General features: G+C 42.2%; 13 protein-coding genes. 3 read left to right on the top strand and 10 right to left on the bottom strand.

Annotated features, from left to right (window positions below; genetic code table 11):
* Positions 1-135 precede the first annotated feature (135 nt).
* From ctaG to cyoE, 6 genes are all read right to left on the bottom strand, one after another.
* On the bottom strand, positions 136-1,038 hold the full coding sequence (ctaG, locus tag D0463_RS16855; RefSeq protein WP_117308539.1) for a cytochrome c oxidase assembly factor CtaG: 903 nt from the start codon (positions 1,036-1,038) through the stop codon (positions 136-138).
* A gap of 204 nt (positions 1,039-1,242) precedes the next feature.
* Entirely contained in the window at positions 1,243-1,578 is a 336-nt protein-coding gene (ctaF, locus tag D0463_RS16850) for a cytochrome c oxidase subunit IVB (RefSeq protein WP_117308538.1), read from the bottom strand.
* A 4-nt stretch (positions 1,579-1,582) separates the two neighbouring features.
* Positions 1,583-2,212, bottom strand: coding sequence for a cytochrome (ubi)quinol oxidase subunit III (locus D0463_RS16845; RefSeq protein ID WP_117308537.1), 630 nt, complete (start codon positions 2,210-2,212; stop codon positions 1,583-1,585).
* Complete coding sequence (gene ctaD / locus D0463_RS16840) at positions 2,212-4,083, bottom strand: cytochrome c oxidase subunit I (RefSeq protein ID WP_117308536.1); 1,872 nt, start codon at positions 4,081-4,083, stop codon at positions 2,212-2,214. Before ctaD ends, D0463_RS16845 begins: the two co-directional genes overlap by 1 nt.
* 32 nt (positions 4,084-4,115) lie before the next feature.
* Entirely contained in the window at positions 4,116-5,198 is a 1,083-nt protein-coding gene (gene coxB / locus D0463_RS16835) for a cytochrome c oxidase subunit II (RefSeq protein ID WP_117308535.1), read from the bottom strand.
* A gap of 297 nt (positions 5,199-5,495) precedes the next feature.
* Positions 5,496-6,434, bottom strand: coding sequence for a heme o synthase (gene cyoE / locus D0463_RS16830; RefSeq protein WP_117308534.1), 939 nt, complete (start codon positions 6,432-6,434; stop codon positions 5,496-5,498).
* Positions 6,435-7,097: 663 nt separating this feature from the next.
* On the opposite strand from cyoE, the gene D0463_RS16825 reads away from it, so the two are divergent.
* The gene (locus D0463_RS16825; RefSeq protein ID WP_117308533.1) at positions 7,098-8,054 is read left to right on the top strand and encodes a COX15/CtaA family protein; all 957 of its coding nucleotides are present in this window, start codon (positions 7,098-7,100) and stop codon (positions 8,052-8,054) included.
* A gap of 105 nt (positions 8,055-8,159) precedes the next feature.
* Here the strand turns inward: D0463_RS16825 and pyc are convergent, their stop codons facing one another.
* Positions 8,160-11,600: a pyruvate carboxylase gene (gene pyc, locus D0463_RS16820; protein ID WP_117308532.1), complete on the bottom strand. Its 3,441-nt coding sequence runs from the start codon at positions 11,598-11,600 to the stop codon at positions 8,160-8,162.
* A gap of 655 nt (positions 11,601-12,255) precedes the next feature.
* Positions 12,256-12,537, bottom strand: coding sequence for an Fpa/YlaN family protein (locus tag D0463_RS16815; RefSeq protein WP_117308531.1), 282 nt, complete (start codon positions 12,535-12,537; stop codon positions 12,256-12,258).
* Positions 12,538-12,684: 147 nt separating this feature from the next.
* On the opposite strand from D0463_RS16815, the gene D0463_RS16810 reads away from it, so the two are divergent.
* A complete protein-coding gene (locus tag D0463_RS16810) occupies positions 12,685-13,182 on the top strand; it encodes a peptidyl-prolyl cis-trans isomerase (protein ID WP_117308540.1) in 498 nt (165 codons plus the stop codon).
* 66 nt (positions 13,183-13,248) lie between these two features.
* On the opposite strand, the gene D0463_RS16805 is transcribed toward D0463_RS16810, so the two are convergent.
* On the bottom strand, positions 13,249-14,577 hold the full coding sequence (locus D0463_RS16805) for a PhoH family protein (protein ID WP_117308530.1): 1,329 nt from the start codon (positions 14,575-14,577) through the stop codon (positions 13,249-13,251).
* A 159-nt stretch (positions 14,578-14,736) separates the two neighbouring features.
* Between D0463_RS16805 and D0463_RS16800 the strand changes: the two genes are divergently transcribed.
* Positions 14,737-15,330, top strand: coding sequence for a YhcN/YlaJ family sporulation lipoprotein (locus tag D0463_RS16800; protein WP_117308529.1), 594 nt, complete (start codon positions 14,737-14,739; stop codon positions 15,328-15,330).
* A 314-nt stretch (positions 15,331-15,644) separates the two neighbouring features.
* On the opposite strand, the gene D0463_RS19985 is transcribed toward D0463_RS16800, so the two are convergent.
* Positions 15,645-16,042: transposase (locus D0463_RS19985; RefSeq protein ID WP_254052840.1), on the bottom strand; the 398-nt coding region annotated here is incomplete at its 5' end.

Raw genomic sequence — 16,042 nt, 5'->3', positions numbered from 1 at the left:
CACGAGAAAATGCGTATGCATTTTCGAGGAGTCTCGCAGATTCCCTTCCCAAAAACAAAATTATCGTTAAACAGAGCCTTCTTTAAAGAAAACTCGTCGATTGACGAGCCTTTTAAGGCGGGAATTAGACGAAGTTCATTCTGCCGTTTGAATCTCCGTCGGCAGCGGATCGATTTTATTAGGTCCTCCGCTTTCCTTACGATACCATGCAAAGAATACATAGCCTAACACAATGCCGTATACGATTTCCTGGATGATCTTCATTAGTACTCCACCGGTCCGCTGATCCTCAAGGGGCGGCATCCCATTAAATAACTCGGGACCGCTTAAGTTAAGTCCGGAAAGAGCGGATGCGGGCACACATAATTCCATGGCCTGTGCCCAGGCTGTCGCATCGGTGAAAGTAGTATACAGCGGGTTACTCGCAAAAATAATCAAGGCACATGCAGGTGTCAGCAAAATGCCGTTCCCGAAAATATAGCCTACCTTGTATAAGCCGGAAAGGCTCTCCTTCTCAGGAAGCTGGTTAACGAGTGGAAACCACATGAATATCGCCGTAAAAAATAGCACAACTGTATAAAATGCATGAATCCACATATCAGTTTTGACAAAGTCGAAGATGAGAGGAATGTGATAAAAAGAAAACATTCCATTAAATATGACCAGACCTATCAAAGGCTTTGTAAAAGCCTTAAAGACCATATCAATAAATTTCACGGAAAATAATTGTCTCCACAGCCAGTTAGGTATGCTTAGGATCAACAAAGGAGGCAATACCAAATATAAGAGAGCCATTTGAATCATATGGGCGCTAAACATGATGTGTCCCAATAAATCCAAAGGCGATCCTTTTATTGCGTACAATGAAACCATGAAAGTTATAAACAATGCACTTTGTCTCGTTGTTAACCGTTCACTCCCTGCAAATTTGTTTCGAAACTTGGTTACCAGTAAAAAATAAGCAAAAGTTATCAAAACCAGAGCGATAAGGTAGTATGGACTCCATAACGCTCGGAAGCCAAAGATCTCGATTGACATAATATCACCTCTAAAAGTTGTCACACATACATGAAATATTATACCTTATAGCAGTATACAGGGACAATCTAAACATCCATAGCCAGGAAAAGAAATGTTCAAGAGTTCCTTAATGAGAGTAAAGTTAAACTTAAATCGGCTGTCCATTAAAACTGGACAAATAGAAAATCGGCTAAATAAATAGCCGATTTTCATCATTACATATTATAACCAGACGATTGTTATGAATACTAATACCGTGATCAATCCAACCGCCAAACCTGAGAAAAGGAATAAAGCGATTGTATCATGTCCTTTATGCTTCATATGCATAAAATAGTATAGCTGGAAAATAACCTGAACTACAGCAAGCAACAAAATGAAAGGTTTAATGAACCAGTGTGAAAATCCATCATACCCAACCGCAAAAAAAGCGATAAGCGTAAGGAGAATCATCAAGGTGAAAGAGACGACCTGATGTCTCATCTCCTCAGCATTTTTTTTGCGTCGATATTTAAGATCCACATTTGGGTTAGCTGAATTTGATTGATTGTTCGCCATCAATTTATCCCACCATTCCCATTAAATATACTACAGTAAAGATGAATACCCATACTACGTCAATGAAATGCCAGTATAAGCTGGCTACATAGAACTTTGGTGCATTATACAAGTTTAAACCACGTTTAGCATTTCGCACCATCACCGTAAGGATCCAAACTAGCCCAAAGGCTACGTGGGCTCCGTGGAAACCTACTAAAGTATAAAATGCGGAACCAAATGCACTGCTTGTAAACGTATGATTAAATTCATGGACATAGTGATAGAATTCGTAAACTTCCAGTCCAAGGAAAGCCACACCAAGCAAAACAGTGATTAACAGCCATGCCTGCATTTTCTGGAAATGGTTATTTTTCATATGATACATGGCATAGACGCTAGTTAAAGAGCTCGTTAAAAGCAGCATGGTCATGACAAACGTCAACGGAAGCTCAAACATGTCTTGGGCGAGCTTATGCTCCCCGTTTGGCACTCTATCTTTTAAAGCAAGGTAAGTCGCAAAGAGAGATGCGAATAATACAGTCTCTCCTCCCAGGAATAACCAAAACCCCAAGAATTTGTTCTTACCTTCTAGAGTAGCTTTTTCTGGAGAAGCAGGCCATGTAGCATCGGTGAATTTTTCTTCTGCTTGCATTATGCCTTCCCTCCTTTGTCTTCATCCTCTAAAAGATCTTCTTTATGAATATGGAAACCATGGTCATCTTTTACTGAGCGAACACACATTGCTCCAAAAGTAATAAGTAATCCGATAATCATTACCGGAAGAGTCCAGTCTTTATTATCAGTATTGTACAACGCACCGAACGCCGCAACGAACAATCCGAATGAGATAACAAAAGGGATAATGGACGAATTCGGCATATGGATGTCGCCTAGCGGTTCTGCAGGAGTCATCCCTTTTTTGCCATCCATCTTTTCTACCCAGTAAGCGTCCAAACCACGGACAAGCGGAAGCTGCTTGAAATTATAGAACGGCGGTGGTGAAGCGATTGCCCATTCAAGAGTACGTCCGTCTCCCCAAGGATCATTGCCAACCTTCACATTCTTAACTGAAGTCATAATAATGTTAATGAGCAATATGATGACTGCAACGGCCATAAAGGCTGCACCTATTGAACTCACAAGGTTACCTGTTTCCAAGCCCTGTCCCGGAAGGAAAGTGAATACACGGCGAGGCATACCCATTAACCCAAGGAAATGCTGGATAAAGAATGTTAAATGGAAGCCGATTAGGAATAACCAAAAAGTGATTTTGCCTAATGTTTCATTTAACAAGGTTCCAAACATCTTTGGCCAGTAGAAATGTGTTGCTGCCAATAAGCCTAGAACGACTCCACCGACAATAACATAGTGGAAATGCGCAACCACGAAATAAGAATCGTGGTATTGATAATCCGCAGGCGCTGCAGCTAACATGATTCCTGTTACACCACCGGCGACGAAGGACGGGATGAAGGAAACGGCATAAAGCATCGGAGTGGTGAATTTCACGCTTCCTCCCCACATCGTAAAGAGCCAGTTAAAGATTTTTATACCCGTAGGGACAGCAATTGCCATTGTAGCTACTGCGAAAATCGCATTGGCTATCGGACCTAAACCAACCGTAAACATATGGTGAGCCCACACCATGAAACCTAAGAAACCAATCAGTACCGTTGCAAATACCATGGAAGAATAACCAAAAAGCCTTTTTCTAGAGAATGTAGCAAAAATCTCTGAGAAAATACCGAAGGCCGGTAATATTAGAATATATACTTCAGGATGTCCGAATATCCAGAACATATGCTCCCAGATAATCGTATTACCTCCTGCCGCCACATCAAAGAAATTCGAACCGAACATACGGTCGAACATCGCAAGAACAAGTCCTACGGTTAATGGCGGAAAAGCAAACAAAATAAGTGCGGATGCAACAAATGTTGACCAAGTAAATAATGGCATACGCATATAAGTCATCCCAGGTGCACGCATATTGATAATCGTCGCCAGGAAGTTAATGCCTGCTATTAATGTACCCAATCCTGAAATCTGAAGCCCCAGGATATAGAAATCGACACCGTGGCCCGGGGAACTCATCGCCAGGGATGCGTAGTTCGTCCACCCTGAATCAGGAGCCCCTCCTAAAAACCATGATAGGTTCAAGAAAACCCCACCAAAGAAAAACAACCAGAATCCGAGTGAGTTAAGAAATGGAAACGCTACGTCGCGCGCCCCTATTTGTAGTGGAACAACCGCGTTCATAAAAGCAAATATTAAAGGCATTGCCGCCAAGAAAATCATGGTTGTACCATGCATCGTTATAATTTCGTTAAACAATCCGGCACTGATAAAGTCATTGTTCGGTACGGCAAGCTGAATTCTAATGAACATCGCTTCCAGGCCGCCGACAACAAAGAAAAATCCGCCTGCGATTAGATAAAGAATGGCGATTTTCTTATGGTCTACTGTTGTAAGATAATCCCAAATTGTAGCGCCAAATCCTTTTTTCGTAGCGTGGGTACTCACGATCAAACCTCCCTAATCAATCAATCTATCTCTTATTTTTCTTCAACTTTTAAGCCCATTAAATAAGCAGCCAGTGCGTCAACTTGCTCGTCAGTCACTTTATAAGTACCTGTCATTGTGTTGCCTGGCTTGTATTTTTCAGGGTCTTTGATCCAATTTTTTAGGTTCTCTTCGTTATGGTCCAACACCCCTGCAATACGTTCGCGTTCACCGAATGTTGCAAGGTTTGGAGCCTGGCGAGCCTGTTCAGGTCTGCTGTCATTAGGTGTTACAGCATGACATCCGATACAGCTTTGGTTGAAAACCTCTTCCCCTTGCTGAGCCAAAGCGCCTTCTGCCGCAGGTTCTTTAACAGCTTTCATATCGGCGGCCCATTGATCGAATTCAGCACGGGATTTTGTATTCACCTTGAAATCCATCAAAGCATGGGAAGGTCCGCAAAGCTCGGCACACTTACCGTAAAATACGTCTTGCACCTCGGCAGCTTTTTTGCTGTCGAATTCAAGGAAGAACTGGTTTTCACCCTCAGTATTCGTATCCATCTTACCGCCAGCAGACGGAATCCAGAATGAGTGCTTCACATCAGAAGCAATTAAATTAAAGTAAACCTTTTCATCAGTAGGTACTATTAAATCCTGGCTGGTTACAATCCCAAGGTCCGGGTATTCAAATTCCCACCAGTAAAGATTTGCACGTACATTGATGACAAGTACATCTTCTGTTTTTCCGTCTTTGTCTTTCTTTTCCATAGCTTTAGTGTCAGCTAAATCAAAAGTAGCGGCAATAGTCGGTACTGCTAAAACCAACAAAAGAAGGATAGGGATAACAGTCCAGATAAGTTCAAGTTTGTGGCTTCCTTCAATTTGTTTTGGTATTTTGTTTTCGTCGCCTTTTTTACGGCGGAAACGGAAAATTACATACAAGAAGATAACAACAACCACAACAATGACCAATACCATAATCAAAGTACTTAGGATCATTAAGTCATATTGAGTTTGCGCCACTTCTCCAGCAGGCTTCAAAGTGGATAAGAACGGTTCTCCACAACCCGCTAATACAAGCGCCAGCATTGCAAACAATGATAGCAGACGCCATTTGTGCAGCCTTTTTTTCATAGCTTTAGAAACCCCGCTTTCGTAAAAATTTTCTCACAAGTCAAATAATGTCGCTGGCTGTGAAAAATTCTCTCTATATTAATTTCTATTAAAAGAAAGAATTCCTTAATTAAGTAGGAATACTGGTTGCCAATCAATTGACAGATTTTCAACTTCATTTATAAACAGTCTAATATGTATCGATAAACCCTGGCAACGCGAAGCATTATTGCTCCGAATACGCCCTTGCTAAATATGGGCGTCTGTACCTGTTTAGCAAACGGCACAGACGGCATTTTTTCAGTTTAGATATAGCAATTATATTAACGTAACAATTACCATTCCTACATATAAAATCGTCATATAATTCAAAGAATAAACGAACATCAGCTTTGCCCATTTCAAGTCATCCTTCATTTTATACCCGCTTATGGCAAGAATAAGCCACCCAACATTCAAAATTGTGGCGAGGATAACAAGCGGCGTGCCAAGTTGTGTTAGGAAAATCGGAATAGGAAGCAGGCATGCCACCCATAAAGTCATCGACCTTTTCGTTGTTTTAAATCCTTTAACAACGGGAAGCATCGGAATGCCGGCCGCCCTGTATTCTTCACAGCGCTTCATCGCGATTGCGTAAAAATGAGGCGGCTGCCAGATAAACATGATTAGAAACAGCATCCATGCCATGACGCTTAAATCAGGGTCAACAGCGGCCCAGCCGATAAGCGGCGGCACTGCGCCCGAGATACTCCCTACAATGGTATTGGAGACGTATCTTCGCTTTGAAACGAGCGTATACAGAACAACATACGTAAAAACACCGATGAGACCGATGATTGCAGTTGTAATGTTTGTTAATGCCAGCAGAACAGTCCCTATGGCTATCAGCACCAAGCTTAACGTAAGAACCTTCGCTGGGTTCGCCTTTCCCGTGACTGTCGGTCTGCTCTTCGTTCTTTCCATGAGATGATCAATGTCGCGATCAATATAATTATTTAAGCTGCAAGATCCCGCTACAATAAGTGCTGACCCAGCAAGTGTAAAAAACAGCGTATCAAGGTTTGAAAAGAAATGCTCATCGGAAAAATACAGAGCCAACCACAAACCTGTGAAGGTAGTAATCATGTTCGAATTGACAATACCGACTTTGATTAACGCCATGAAATCTTTCCAGGCCGTCGTTTCCGGTATGCCCGCTTGAAGGCTTGCTTTACTGTCTTGAATGACAGGTTCAGTCAAAGCCCTTGGATTAGACATATATATATTCCTCCTTCAAAAATTTCCACATATAAGAACCCGTACAATCTATACTATAAAGCATTTCGGGCTGCTTTTCTATTAAAGCGGTAAAGATGCATGATAGAAACATTAAAAACCTTATCGCAAAACCAAGATGCTCCCCTTAAATATGTTAAGAATAGTGTTTATTCGTTAATAGAAGACATAAATATCCTTCTCCTGTATATTAAATCACACTTTTATAAGATTTTGTGAACTTTTTTCGTATAATTTTTGTCTTATTTGTGAAGCGGTTTCTTAATCATGGCCTTTCTATACCCTGCTGTGATCATTCCGGTTTGTGTATTGCTATGTTAAATATCTCGTTGATTTTTGGGTCATTTTGCTCCCCATCCATTAAACCGAAAGAGCATCGTGCATTCTTCAATCCGTTTCAAGGATGGGAATACCTTTCAGCAGAGCTGAAAGGCGTGTGAGACCATAGTTTCTCACGAATCAGCCAAAAACAATCCTTTATAACAGAGCCTAAAAGAAAAACTGTTTTTCTCATAAAACCTTACTACCTAACATGAAACACCTTGTCAATTAGCAACAAGTTGTGTAATATCTAGTAGGAAAATAGAGCGTTTAATTTTGGAAAAATATTAGATTTGGCAATTAAACAAAGAAGGTGAAAACACTGTGCATCGGGCATTGAAATGGTTTGCAGTTTTGACTACAATCGGCATGCTTTTTATCCTGCTTGGCGGAGCCCTTGTCACAAAAACAGATTCAGGAATGGGCTGCGGCAGGTCATGGCCTTTATGCAACGGCGAGCTTGTTCCTACGGAGATAACTGCGGAACTTATCATCGAATTTGCACACCGGCTCGTATCAGGCATTGTCGGATTGATGGTTTTAATCCTTTCTGTTTGGTCTTGGCGTAAGATCGGGCATATAAGAGAAACGAAATTTCTTTCGCTTTTATCTTTTTTATTTTTGGTAGCACAGGGATTGATCGGAGCGGCTGCGGTTATCTGGGGTCAGTCTGATTTTGTACTTGCCTTGCATTTTGGGATTTCTTTAATTTCTTTCGCATCGGTATTTCTGTTAACGCTGCTCATTTTTGAAGTAGATAAGAAGTTTGAGGCGGAGAAGTTAATCGTTGATACGAGAATGCAGTTCCATATTAAAGGAATTATGATTTATTCTTTTCTCGTCGTTTATACGGGAGCATTGGTAAGGCACACGAATGCAAGTCTCGTTTGTAAAGATTGGCCTCTTTGTGTCAATTCCAGTCCCGGTCTTCCCGGTAATTTGTATGAATGGATACAAATGGGACACAGAGCTGCTGCCGGCCTCATTTTTATTTGGGTTCTCTATGCGGCGATTATCGCTATCAGGCACTATCAACATCAAAAGGTTTTATATTGGGGATGGGTTGCATCGCTGATCCTTGTCTCTCTCCAAGTAATCGCCGGAGCTTTGATTATTTTTTCCCGGCTTAATCTCTTAATAGCGTTAAGTCATGCATTGTTCATATCTTGCTTTTTCGGTGTGATGAGCTATCTGCTTCTTTTATCATCCAGAAGCAAGAAAAATTCGATGGCGCTGAAAAAAACAGAAACTGATTACAAAGAACCTGAAATAACTGCATAAATGTAAAGAAAATAGGCTGACTCAAAGGTATTCTCTTGAAACCTTTGAAGTCAGCCTATTTTATCTCATGTTCGTATTTTTAGATTGTTCGCTTCGGCGGATTTATTATTTTTCGATTTCGATAAGTAAATCACCGGTACTGATCGCTTCACCGTTTGAAACATGTATCTCTTTCACCGTGCCTGAGAATGGCGCCTGTACAGTCGTCTCCATTTTCATCGCTTCGGTAATGATTAAATGGTCTCCTTGATTTACCTTTTCCCCTTTTTCTGCAACGACCCTGATGACCGTTCCCGGCATGGTCGCGCCAATATGGGATTGATTTTTCGAGTCAGCCTTTACTTTAGCCTGAACGCTCGACTTGATGCTTTCGTCTTTCACTTCCACCTCACGGGGCTGTCCATTCAATTCAAAATAAACAACTCTAGTCCCATTAGGCTGAGGCTGACCGATTGAAACCAATTTGACTATCAGGGTTTTCCCTGTCTCGATTTCAACTTCAATCTCCTCACCCAGTCTCATCCCGTAATGGAAAGTAGGCGTATCAAGATTCGAAATCTTCCCAAATTGCTCAATGGTTTTCTCATATTCTAAGAATACTTTTGGATAAAGCGCGTATGCCAATGCATCAAAGCTTGTTACAGGCCGCCCGATTTCTTTGAATAATTCTTCCTTCAAACTCGAAAAGTCGACATTATCAAGAAGTTCTCCAGGGCGCACAGTGATTGGTGCTCTGCCCTTTAAGATAACAGTCTGTAACTCCTTTGGGAATCCGCCATACGGCTGGCCTAAGTATCCCTCAAATAACTCGATCACCGAGTCAGGGAAATCGATCGATTTGCCTTTCGTTAACACTGACTCTTCATCTAATTCATTCTGTACCATGAATAAAGCCATATCCCCGACCACTTTTGAAGAAGGGGTCACTTTTACGATGTCACCGAACATCGCATTTACCCGCTCGTACATTTCCTTGACCTCTCCCCAGCGTTCGCCAAGACCTACCGCTTTTGCCTGCTGCTGCAGATTGCTGTATTGCCCTCCCGGCATTTCGTGCTTATATACTTCCGTGTGAGGGGAATTCATACCGCTTTCGAAATCTTTATAGTATTTTCGGACGCCTTCCCAGTAATGGGAAAGCTGCTCAAGGGAATGAATATCGGCCTTGGGTTGCCTGGATGTTCCTTCAAGCGCATAATACAGCGTTTGTGAGCTTGGCTGGGACGTCAATCCGGCCATGGAGCCTAAAGCCGTATCTACAATATCGACTCCCGCTTCAATCGCCTTGGCATACATATAAATACCGTTACCGCTCGTATCGTGTGTGTGCAGATGAATTGGAATATTGATTGTTTCCTTCAGTTCAGAAATTAAACGGTAGGCTGCTTCCGGTTTTAATAAACCGGCCATATCTTTTATGCCGAGGATGTGCGCCCCTTGGTTTTCCAGCTCCCTGGCGAGATTTTTATAATATTGGATGTCATATTTTCCTCTGGCCGGATCATTGATGTCACCCGTGTAGCAAATCGCTGCTTCCGCAAGCTTCCCTGAACGCCGGACTGCATCGATGGCTACCTCCATCCCCTTTACCCAGTTCAAACTGTCAAAGATACGGAATACATCAATACCTGCATAAGCGGATTTTTCGACGAACTCTTGAATGACATTGTCCGGATAGTTTTTGTAGCCTACCGCGTTAGATGCGCGCAAAAGCATCTGAAATAATACGTTCGGGACCTTTTCACGCATGGATAACAGCCTGTCCCATGGATCTTCCTTCAAGAAGCGGTAGGACACGTCAAACGTAGCTCCTCCCCACATTTCCAGGGAAAACAGGTTAGGCATAAGTTTAGATGTAGGCTCGGCAATATGCAGCAAATCCGTTGTGCGGACCCTCGTTGCCAGCAAAGATTGATGGGCGTCACGGAAAGTCGTATCTGTCAGCAGTACTTCTTTCTGCTCTTTGACCCATCCTGCAAGTCCTTCGGCTCCCTTATTGTCAAGAATTTGCTTCGTGCCGTCCTGCACCTTCACTTCATTGCCGATTTTCGGGATGGCAGGCAGATCAAAAACAGGTTTTTTCTTTTTTTCGATGCCCGGGAAACCATTTACCGTGATATTGCCAATATAGCTGAGCATCTTCGTTCCCCGGTCTTTACGGACAGGGAAAGTAAACAGCTCAGGTGTGGTGTCAATGAACGATGTATCGTATTTTCCCGTTAGAAACTTCTCATGCTTTACGACATTTTCAAGAAACGGGATATTCGTTTTGATGCCGCGGATCCGGAATTCTTTCAAGTTTCTTTCCATCTTCGAGGCAGCCTGTTTGAACGTATGGGCTTGTGTCGAAAGCTTTACAAGCAACGAATCATAATAGGGGGTTATGACGGCTCCCTGAAAGCCGTTCCCGGCATCCAAGCGGACCCCAAACCCGCCCCCTGAGCGGTAGGCCATGAGTTTTCCGGTATCAGGCATGAAGTTATTTAAAGGATCCTCTGTTGTTACCCTTGATTGTATCGCATATCCGATTGTATGGATGTTTTCCTGGGCGGGAATATCCAGTGGAGCTTCGTGCAGCCGGTTTCCTTCGGCGATCAATATTTGTGATTGGACGATATCGATGCCGGTAATCATTTCCGTGATCGTATGTTCAACCTGAACCCGCGGGTTGACTTCGATAAAGTAAAATTCATCGTTCGCAACGAGAAATTCAACTGTGCCCGCATTGACATAGTCGACATTTTTCATCAAATGAACGGCCGCTTCACAAATGCGAAGACGCAGTTCTTCAGATAATGAAACGGAAGGAGCCACTTCGACGACCTTTTGGTGCCTTCTTTGGACAGAGCAGTCGCGTTCGTACAAGTGGACAATATTTCCGTGCTTGTCTCCAAGAATCTGTACCTCGATATGCTTCGGGTTTTGGACGAACTTTTCGACGTACACTTCATCGTTTCCAAAAGCCGCTTTCGCTTCTGACTTTGCCCTATCATAAGCTTCACGTACCTCTTCAAGCTTATGGACGATTCGCATGCCTCGTCCTCCGCCTCCAAGTGCCGCTTTTATAATGATCGGAAAGCCGTGTGTTTTCCCGAATGAGACGATTTCCTCAAGCTCCCCAACAGGGCCATCGCTTCCCGGGATAACCGGAATGTCCGCAAGCATTGCCTGCTGGCGTGCTTTTACTTTGTCACCAAACATATCTAGATGTTTGGTTTCCGGACCGATAAAAATGAGGCCTTCTTCCTCACATCGTCGGGCGAATTCAATATTTTCGGACAGGAAACCATAACCGGGATGGATTGCGTCCACACCGCTTGTTTTAGCAATTTCAATGATTCCTTCGATGTCTAAATAAGCGTCTATCGGTTTCTTACCTTCCCCGACCAGATATGCTTCATCGGCTTTATAACGGTGATAAGAGCCGTAATCTTCCTTGGAATATATCGCTACTGTGCGTATACCGAGTTCCGTACACGCGCGGAAAATACGGATGGCAATTTCTCCGCGGTTTGCGGCAAGAACCTTTTTAATACGTTGTCCCATTCCCTACACCTACTTTTATGTATTTTTCATTTATTTATAAGGCTATGTTAATGGATATTGCTGATCAATACGATTTTTGGCTCATTCGTGTGAAACCTCGGTTTCACACACCTTTCAGCAATGATGAGTGTTGCTCGCTGCCCATGGACCGAGTGGAGAAAGCTCACTTTCTCTTCGGTCCATGGGCAGTAAGCTAAAATGCGCCAAAAATTACACAGACATTTAACATAGCCATTGAAAAAGAGTGAGAGTGCTCCCACTGCTTTTCTTTCACAGATTAATTTTTCAGTATCAGCTTTAGTAGTTTCATTCAAAGATATTACAAAAATGCTTTTCCTGTCTATCTATAATACTTGAAGATATGTACCCGAAATGATAGTAAAAAAAACCTTATCGGGACCAGAGAAATAAAGGCAGTTTTTATCTAAAAGATATTACCCAATTATCACAATTTTGTAAATATTCTTATATAGTAACCGATAAACCCAAGAAAGTCACTCTATTTACTGTATGTATATATGGATAATAGCATAAATCTTTTATATGTCATACTATTTTTTTAAAAGTGTTATACTATTTTCCGCGCCGAATGCTATAAAAAAAACTCAAACAATCGTATTGATTTGTTTGAGTTTGGTTCATTGTGATGCCTATATCATTTCCTTAGTGAAGCTTCATGCAAAGCTGATAGCTCCCTCTCTAATGTTTCCAGAAGGGATTTTCCTTCCGTTTCTTCCACTAAACCTAAACGAACAGCAAAATCTATTTCACGAGATAAGCCGAACATTTGTGTATCAAGAACCTCTTCATATAGAGGACATTGAGGCATAGTAAGATTATCCATTTGCACTTTTATGAGTTTTAATATCTTGTCAGCATCAGCTTTTAATAAAGCAATGGCTTTTTCTCGATGATTGACAAGTATTTCAGATGCCATATCAAATCCCCCCGCTCGAGAAGCGATTAAATCTTATCTATAAATTTTACCCTTACTTGTTTAAAAAAGCAAGGCGAACTTATTGTTATATACCTACATTTACAGCTATACTTGTATCATAGTGCAAGACAGGAAGGGATGAAAGGTTTGGAATCGATCGTATTCATTAAAGGGAAAGTAAACTACACAATCACCCTCGATCCGGGTGTATGGATTTTTGATGACCGGAAAGTGGATTTAGAGACATACTTTCAATCGCAAAAACAGCAGACAGACGAGCTGGAGGAATATACGAAAGCTGCTTCGAAGCATTGGGACAGGGAAATCCAGGAAGGTTCGGTTTCCCCGCCTACACTTAAAACCGAACAAAAATACGAGAAACAAAAAATTTTGACGGGTACATTCGGTATCCCATTCGAAAGCTTTCTCAAAAACGCTGAGCCAAATGAAGATACCGGCACAGTAATTATTGAAACGGAAACCGGAGAGCAAGCTTTTTCTTTAACTGATGCCCAGATGTTCATTCTCGGCTTCTCCTTTAACGGGAAACCATTGAGTGAAGACGGACCCGTGCATGTTTATTTCGGGGACGGCTCCAATCTTAAAAATCCGATTACGAAAGTGAAAGCATTTCGAATTGAATAATGGCTATTTATAGCATGTGGATAGGCAGTCCCTAATCATGGACAATGGGGCTGCCATCTTTCTTTCTTACAATATATTGGCCGCTAATTGAGCAAGCCCTGACCGTTCTCCTTTTACAAGCTTTATATGCCCCGCAATGCTTTGATCCTTGAATTTTTCCACAACATAAGTTAATCCGTTATTATACTCATCAAGATAAGGGTGATCGATTTGTTCCGGATCACCCATCAAGACAATTTTGCTCCGGTCCCCTACCCGGGTCAGAATCGTTTTTACTTCGTGCTTTGTGAGGTTTTGCGCCTCGTCAATGATGATGAATTGATCCGGTATGCTTCTTCCCCTGATATATGTTAATGCTTCCACTTCTATAGAATTCATCCCCGCTAAAATCGCATCCAATTCCCCCGGTTTTTTAGTGTTAAAAAGATACTCCAAGTTATCGAAAATCGGCTGCATCCAGGGCCTTAATTTTTCTCCCTTTTCTCCAGGCAAGTAGCCTATATCTTTTCCCACGGGGACAATCGGCCTGGCAACCAGCAATTTTTTATACTGTCCCAGATCTTCAGTCTGCATTAATCCGGAAGCCAGGGCAAGCAAGGTTTTACCTGTCCCTGCTTTCCCGATTAGTGTAACCAGTGGCAGATCAGATCGAAGTAAAATCTCCATCGCCATCGTTTGCTGGACATTTCGCGGTTTAATGCCCCAAATATGTTCCTGGTCAAAAATAAGCTTTTTTACTATGGTCCCCGACTGACCAACGATACCAATCGCTGAAGAAGAACCTCCCAACACATCTTTCATCAAGACAAACTGGTTTGGAAAGAGCTTATTGGTTATGATGTCGGAAAGTGGAAGACTTCCTTTCTCATAATACCTATCCAGGATTTCCTTTTGGACAAGTAGCTCCTGAATGCCACTGTAGATATGATCCATCTCTACTACCCGGTCATTCAGGAAATCCTGTGCGTTCAGGCCGATTGCGTCTGCCTTGACCCTGACGAGCGTGTCCTTGCTTACAAGGATAACCTTTCTGCCCTTTTCCTTCGTCTGCTCTTCAAGGGCAAGGTTTTTGGCAACGGCTAAAATTCTATTATCATTTGTTTTTTCAACAAAGATTTCCTGAAGCTCATGAAAGGACCTATGGTTTAATTCAATCCTAAGCACACCGCCATTGTGCAGAGGGATTTTCTCATGAAGCTTCCCTATTTCCCGGAAGCCATCAATCAATTTTGATACTTGTCTTGCATTTCTCCCGATTTCATCCATGTATCTTTTTTTCGAATCCACTTCTTCCAGTACAACAGCCGGGATGACTACCTCGTTTTCTTCGAAAGAGAAAATTGAATATGGGTCCTGCAGCAAGACATTGGTATCCAACACATAGATTTTGCTCAAAATGGCGCCTCCTGCCTGTTCATTCTGGGAAATGCCTGCGTCGTTGCTAATATAGCTTATGTCGTGGACGAGACTGTTGCTAAAATATATGTACCATTGCATAAAGATAGAAGAACAATTGCAGACTATAAACAAAATGTCAGGAATGGAGGCTGTACAATGAAAAGACTTTTGTTTATGGCAGCGGCATTTTTGTTTATTGCCGGCTGTAACGCAAATGACAACGCCGGGGAAAATCGGGAGAACAACAATAACAATGTTTCACAGGTGAGAGACTCGACCATTGAGGAAAGTGACAGGCAAAGCAGCCAGCAAATCGCAAGAAGGCTCGTCGATCTCGCCGAAAAGGTCCCCCATGTAAATGATGCAACAGCTGCAGTGCTTGGCGATTATGCCGTAGTAGGAATTGATATCGATGGTAATGTTGACCGTTCAGAGGTTGGGACGATTAAATATTCTGTAAGTGAAGCGCTAAAGGACGATCCATACGGAGCGAATGCCGCAATAGTCGCTGATCCGGATATGAACGAAAGAATCCGGGAGGTTGCACAGGATATCCAAAACGGACAGCCTGTACGAGGAATCATGAATGAGCTGGCTGATATCACAGGCAGAATCATTCCGGATATACCGGGTGATGCGCTAACGCCAACACCGACAAGAGCTTCAGATGAAGAAAAAAATAGCATCGGTAATCAGAAGGAAAGAAAGACACTTGAAAGAGAACAAAAGAAACAGTCCCATGAACAATAAGGAAATAGGAAAACTCGCCAATTGGCGAGTTTTTCTATTTCTTTATGTTAAATGCTCGGTTAAAGGATAATGTTGATTATCCTATTTTTGGCCTATCCGTATGAAACCAAGGTTTAATTAATCAATTTTTCTTAGCTTTATATGGAATTTGTTTTTCTTCGCTCATTTTTAGAAACAAAAAAAGAGAGGGTTTCCTCTCTTTCCAGATTGTCGACAAAAGGGGTTCGGAATGGTCTCATTCCGAACCCCTTTTTAGTGATTATTTCTATTTTTGCTTATTTTGAGTGTGAATGGACCTCACTTAGCCTTATTTATTAGGCCATTTCTGGACCTTGCCATGTCCAGTTTGCCATCTTCTTCAAATTCATGGCAGCGAAAGTAAGCATCGCCTGCATCGACAATTTTTTAAGTCCCCTTAACTTTGTCCAACGCATGCCATGCTTTTCTTTTGCATCTGCGAATACGCGTTCTATCGTTTCTTTGCGTTTCGCATAGATTGGTTTTACATCCTTGTGGTGTCGCAAATGATCTGTTTCCTCTACATAATCCTGCCAAATATGCCTCGTCACCTCAATCAATTTATGTATCCATTTTAAAATAGATGTTAGGAACGTTCCATAGTAAACGTTTAAAAGCCTGTTGATTGGAGTGGAAGGCGCGAAGACTCCTGCGGGAGCAGCGGGACAGGTGAGACCCCGCAGGAGCATGCGAC

Source organism: Bacillus sp. V59.32b, from assembly GCF_003429085.1.
Lineage (GTDB): Bacteria > Bacillota > Bacilli > Bacillales > DSM-1321 > Peribacillus.
Note: the sequence above shows the minus strand (reverse complement) of the source record. Positions and strands in the feature narration are given on the sequence as shown.

Bases quoted from the DNA above. Each gene is read 5' to 3' on its own strand.
- ctaG (WP_117308539.1), bottom strand. From the start codon at position 1,038: ATGTCAATCGAGATCTTTGGCTTCCGAGCGTTATGGAGTCCATACTAC.
- ctaF (WP_117308538.1), bottom strand. From the start codon at position 1,578: ATGGCGAACAATCAATCAAATTCAGCTAACCCAAATGTGGATCTTAAA.
- D0463_RS16845 (WP_117308537.1), bottom strand. From the start codon at position 2,212: ATGCAAGCAGAAGAAAAATTCACCGATGCTACATGGCCTGCTTCTCCA.
- coxB (WP_117308535.1), bottom strand. From the start codon at position 5,198: ATGAAAAAAAGGCTGCACAAATGGCGTCTGCTATCATTGTTTGCAATG.
- cyoE (WP_117308534.1), bottom strand. From the start codon at position 6,434: ATGTCTAATCCAAGGGCTTTGACTGAACCTGTCATTCAAGACAGTAAA.
- pyc (WP_117308532.1), bottom strand. From the start codon at position 11,600: ATGGGACAACGTATTAAAAAGGTTCTTGCCGCAAACCGCGGAGAAATT.
- D0463_RS16815 (WP_117308531.1), bottom strand. From the start codon at position 12,537: ATGGCATCTGAAATACTTGTCAATCATCGAGAAAAAGCCATTGCTTTA.
- D0463_RS16800 (WP_117308529.1), top strand. From the start codon at position 14,737: ATGAAAAGACTTTTGTTTATGGCAGCGGCATTTTTGTTTATTGCCGGC.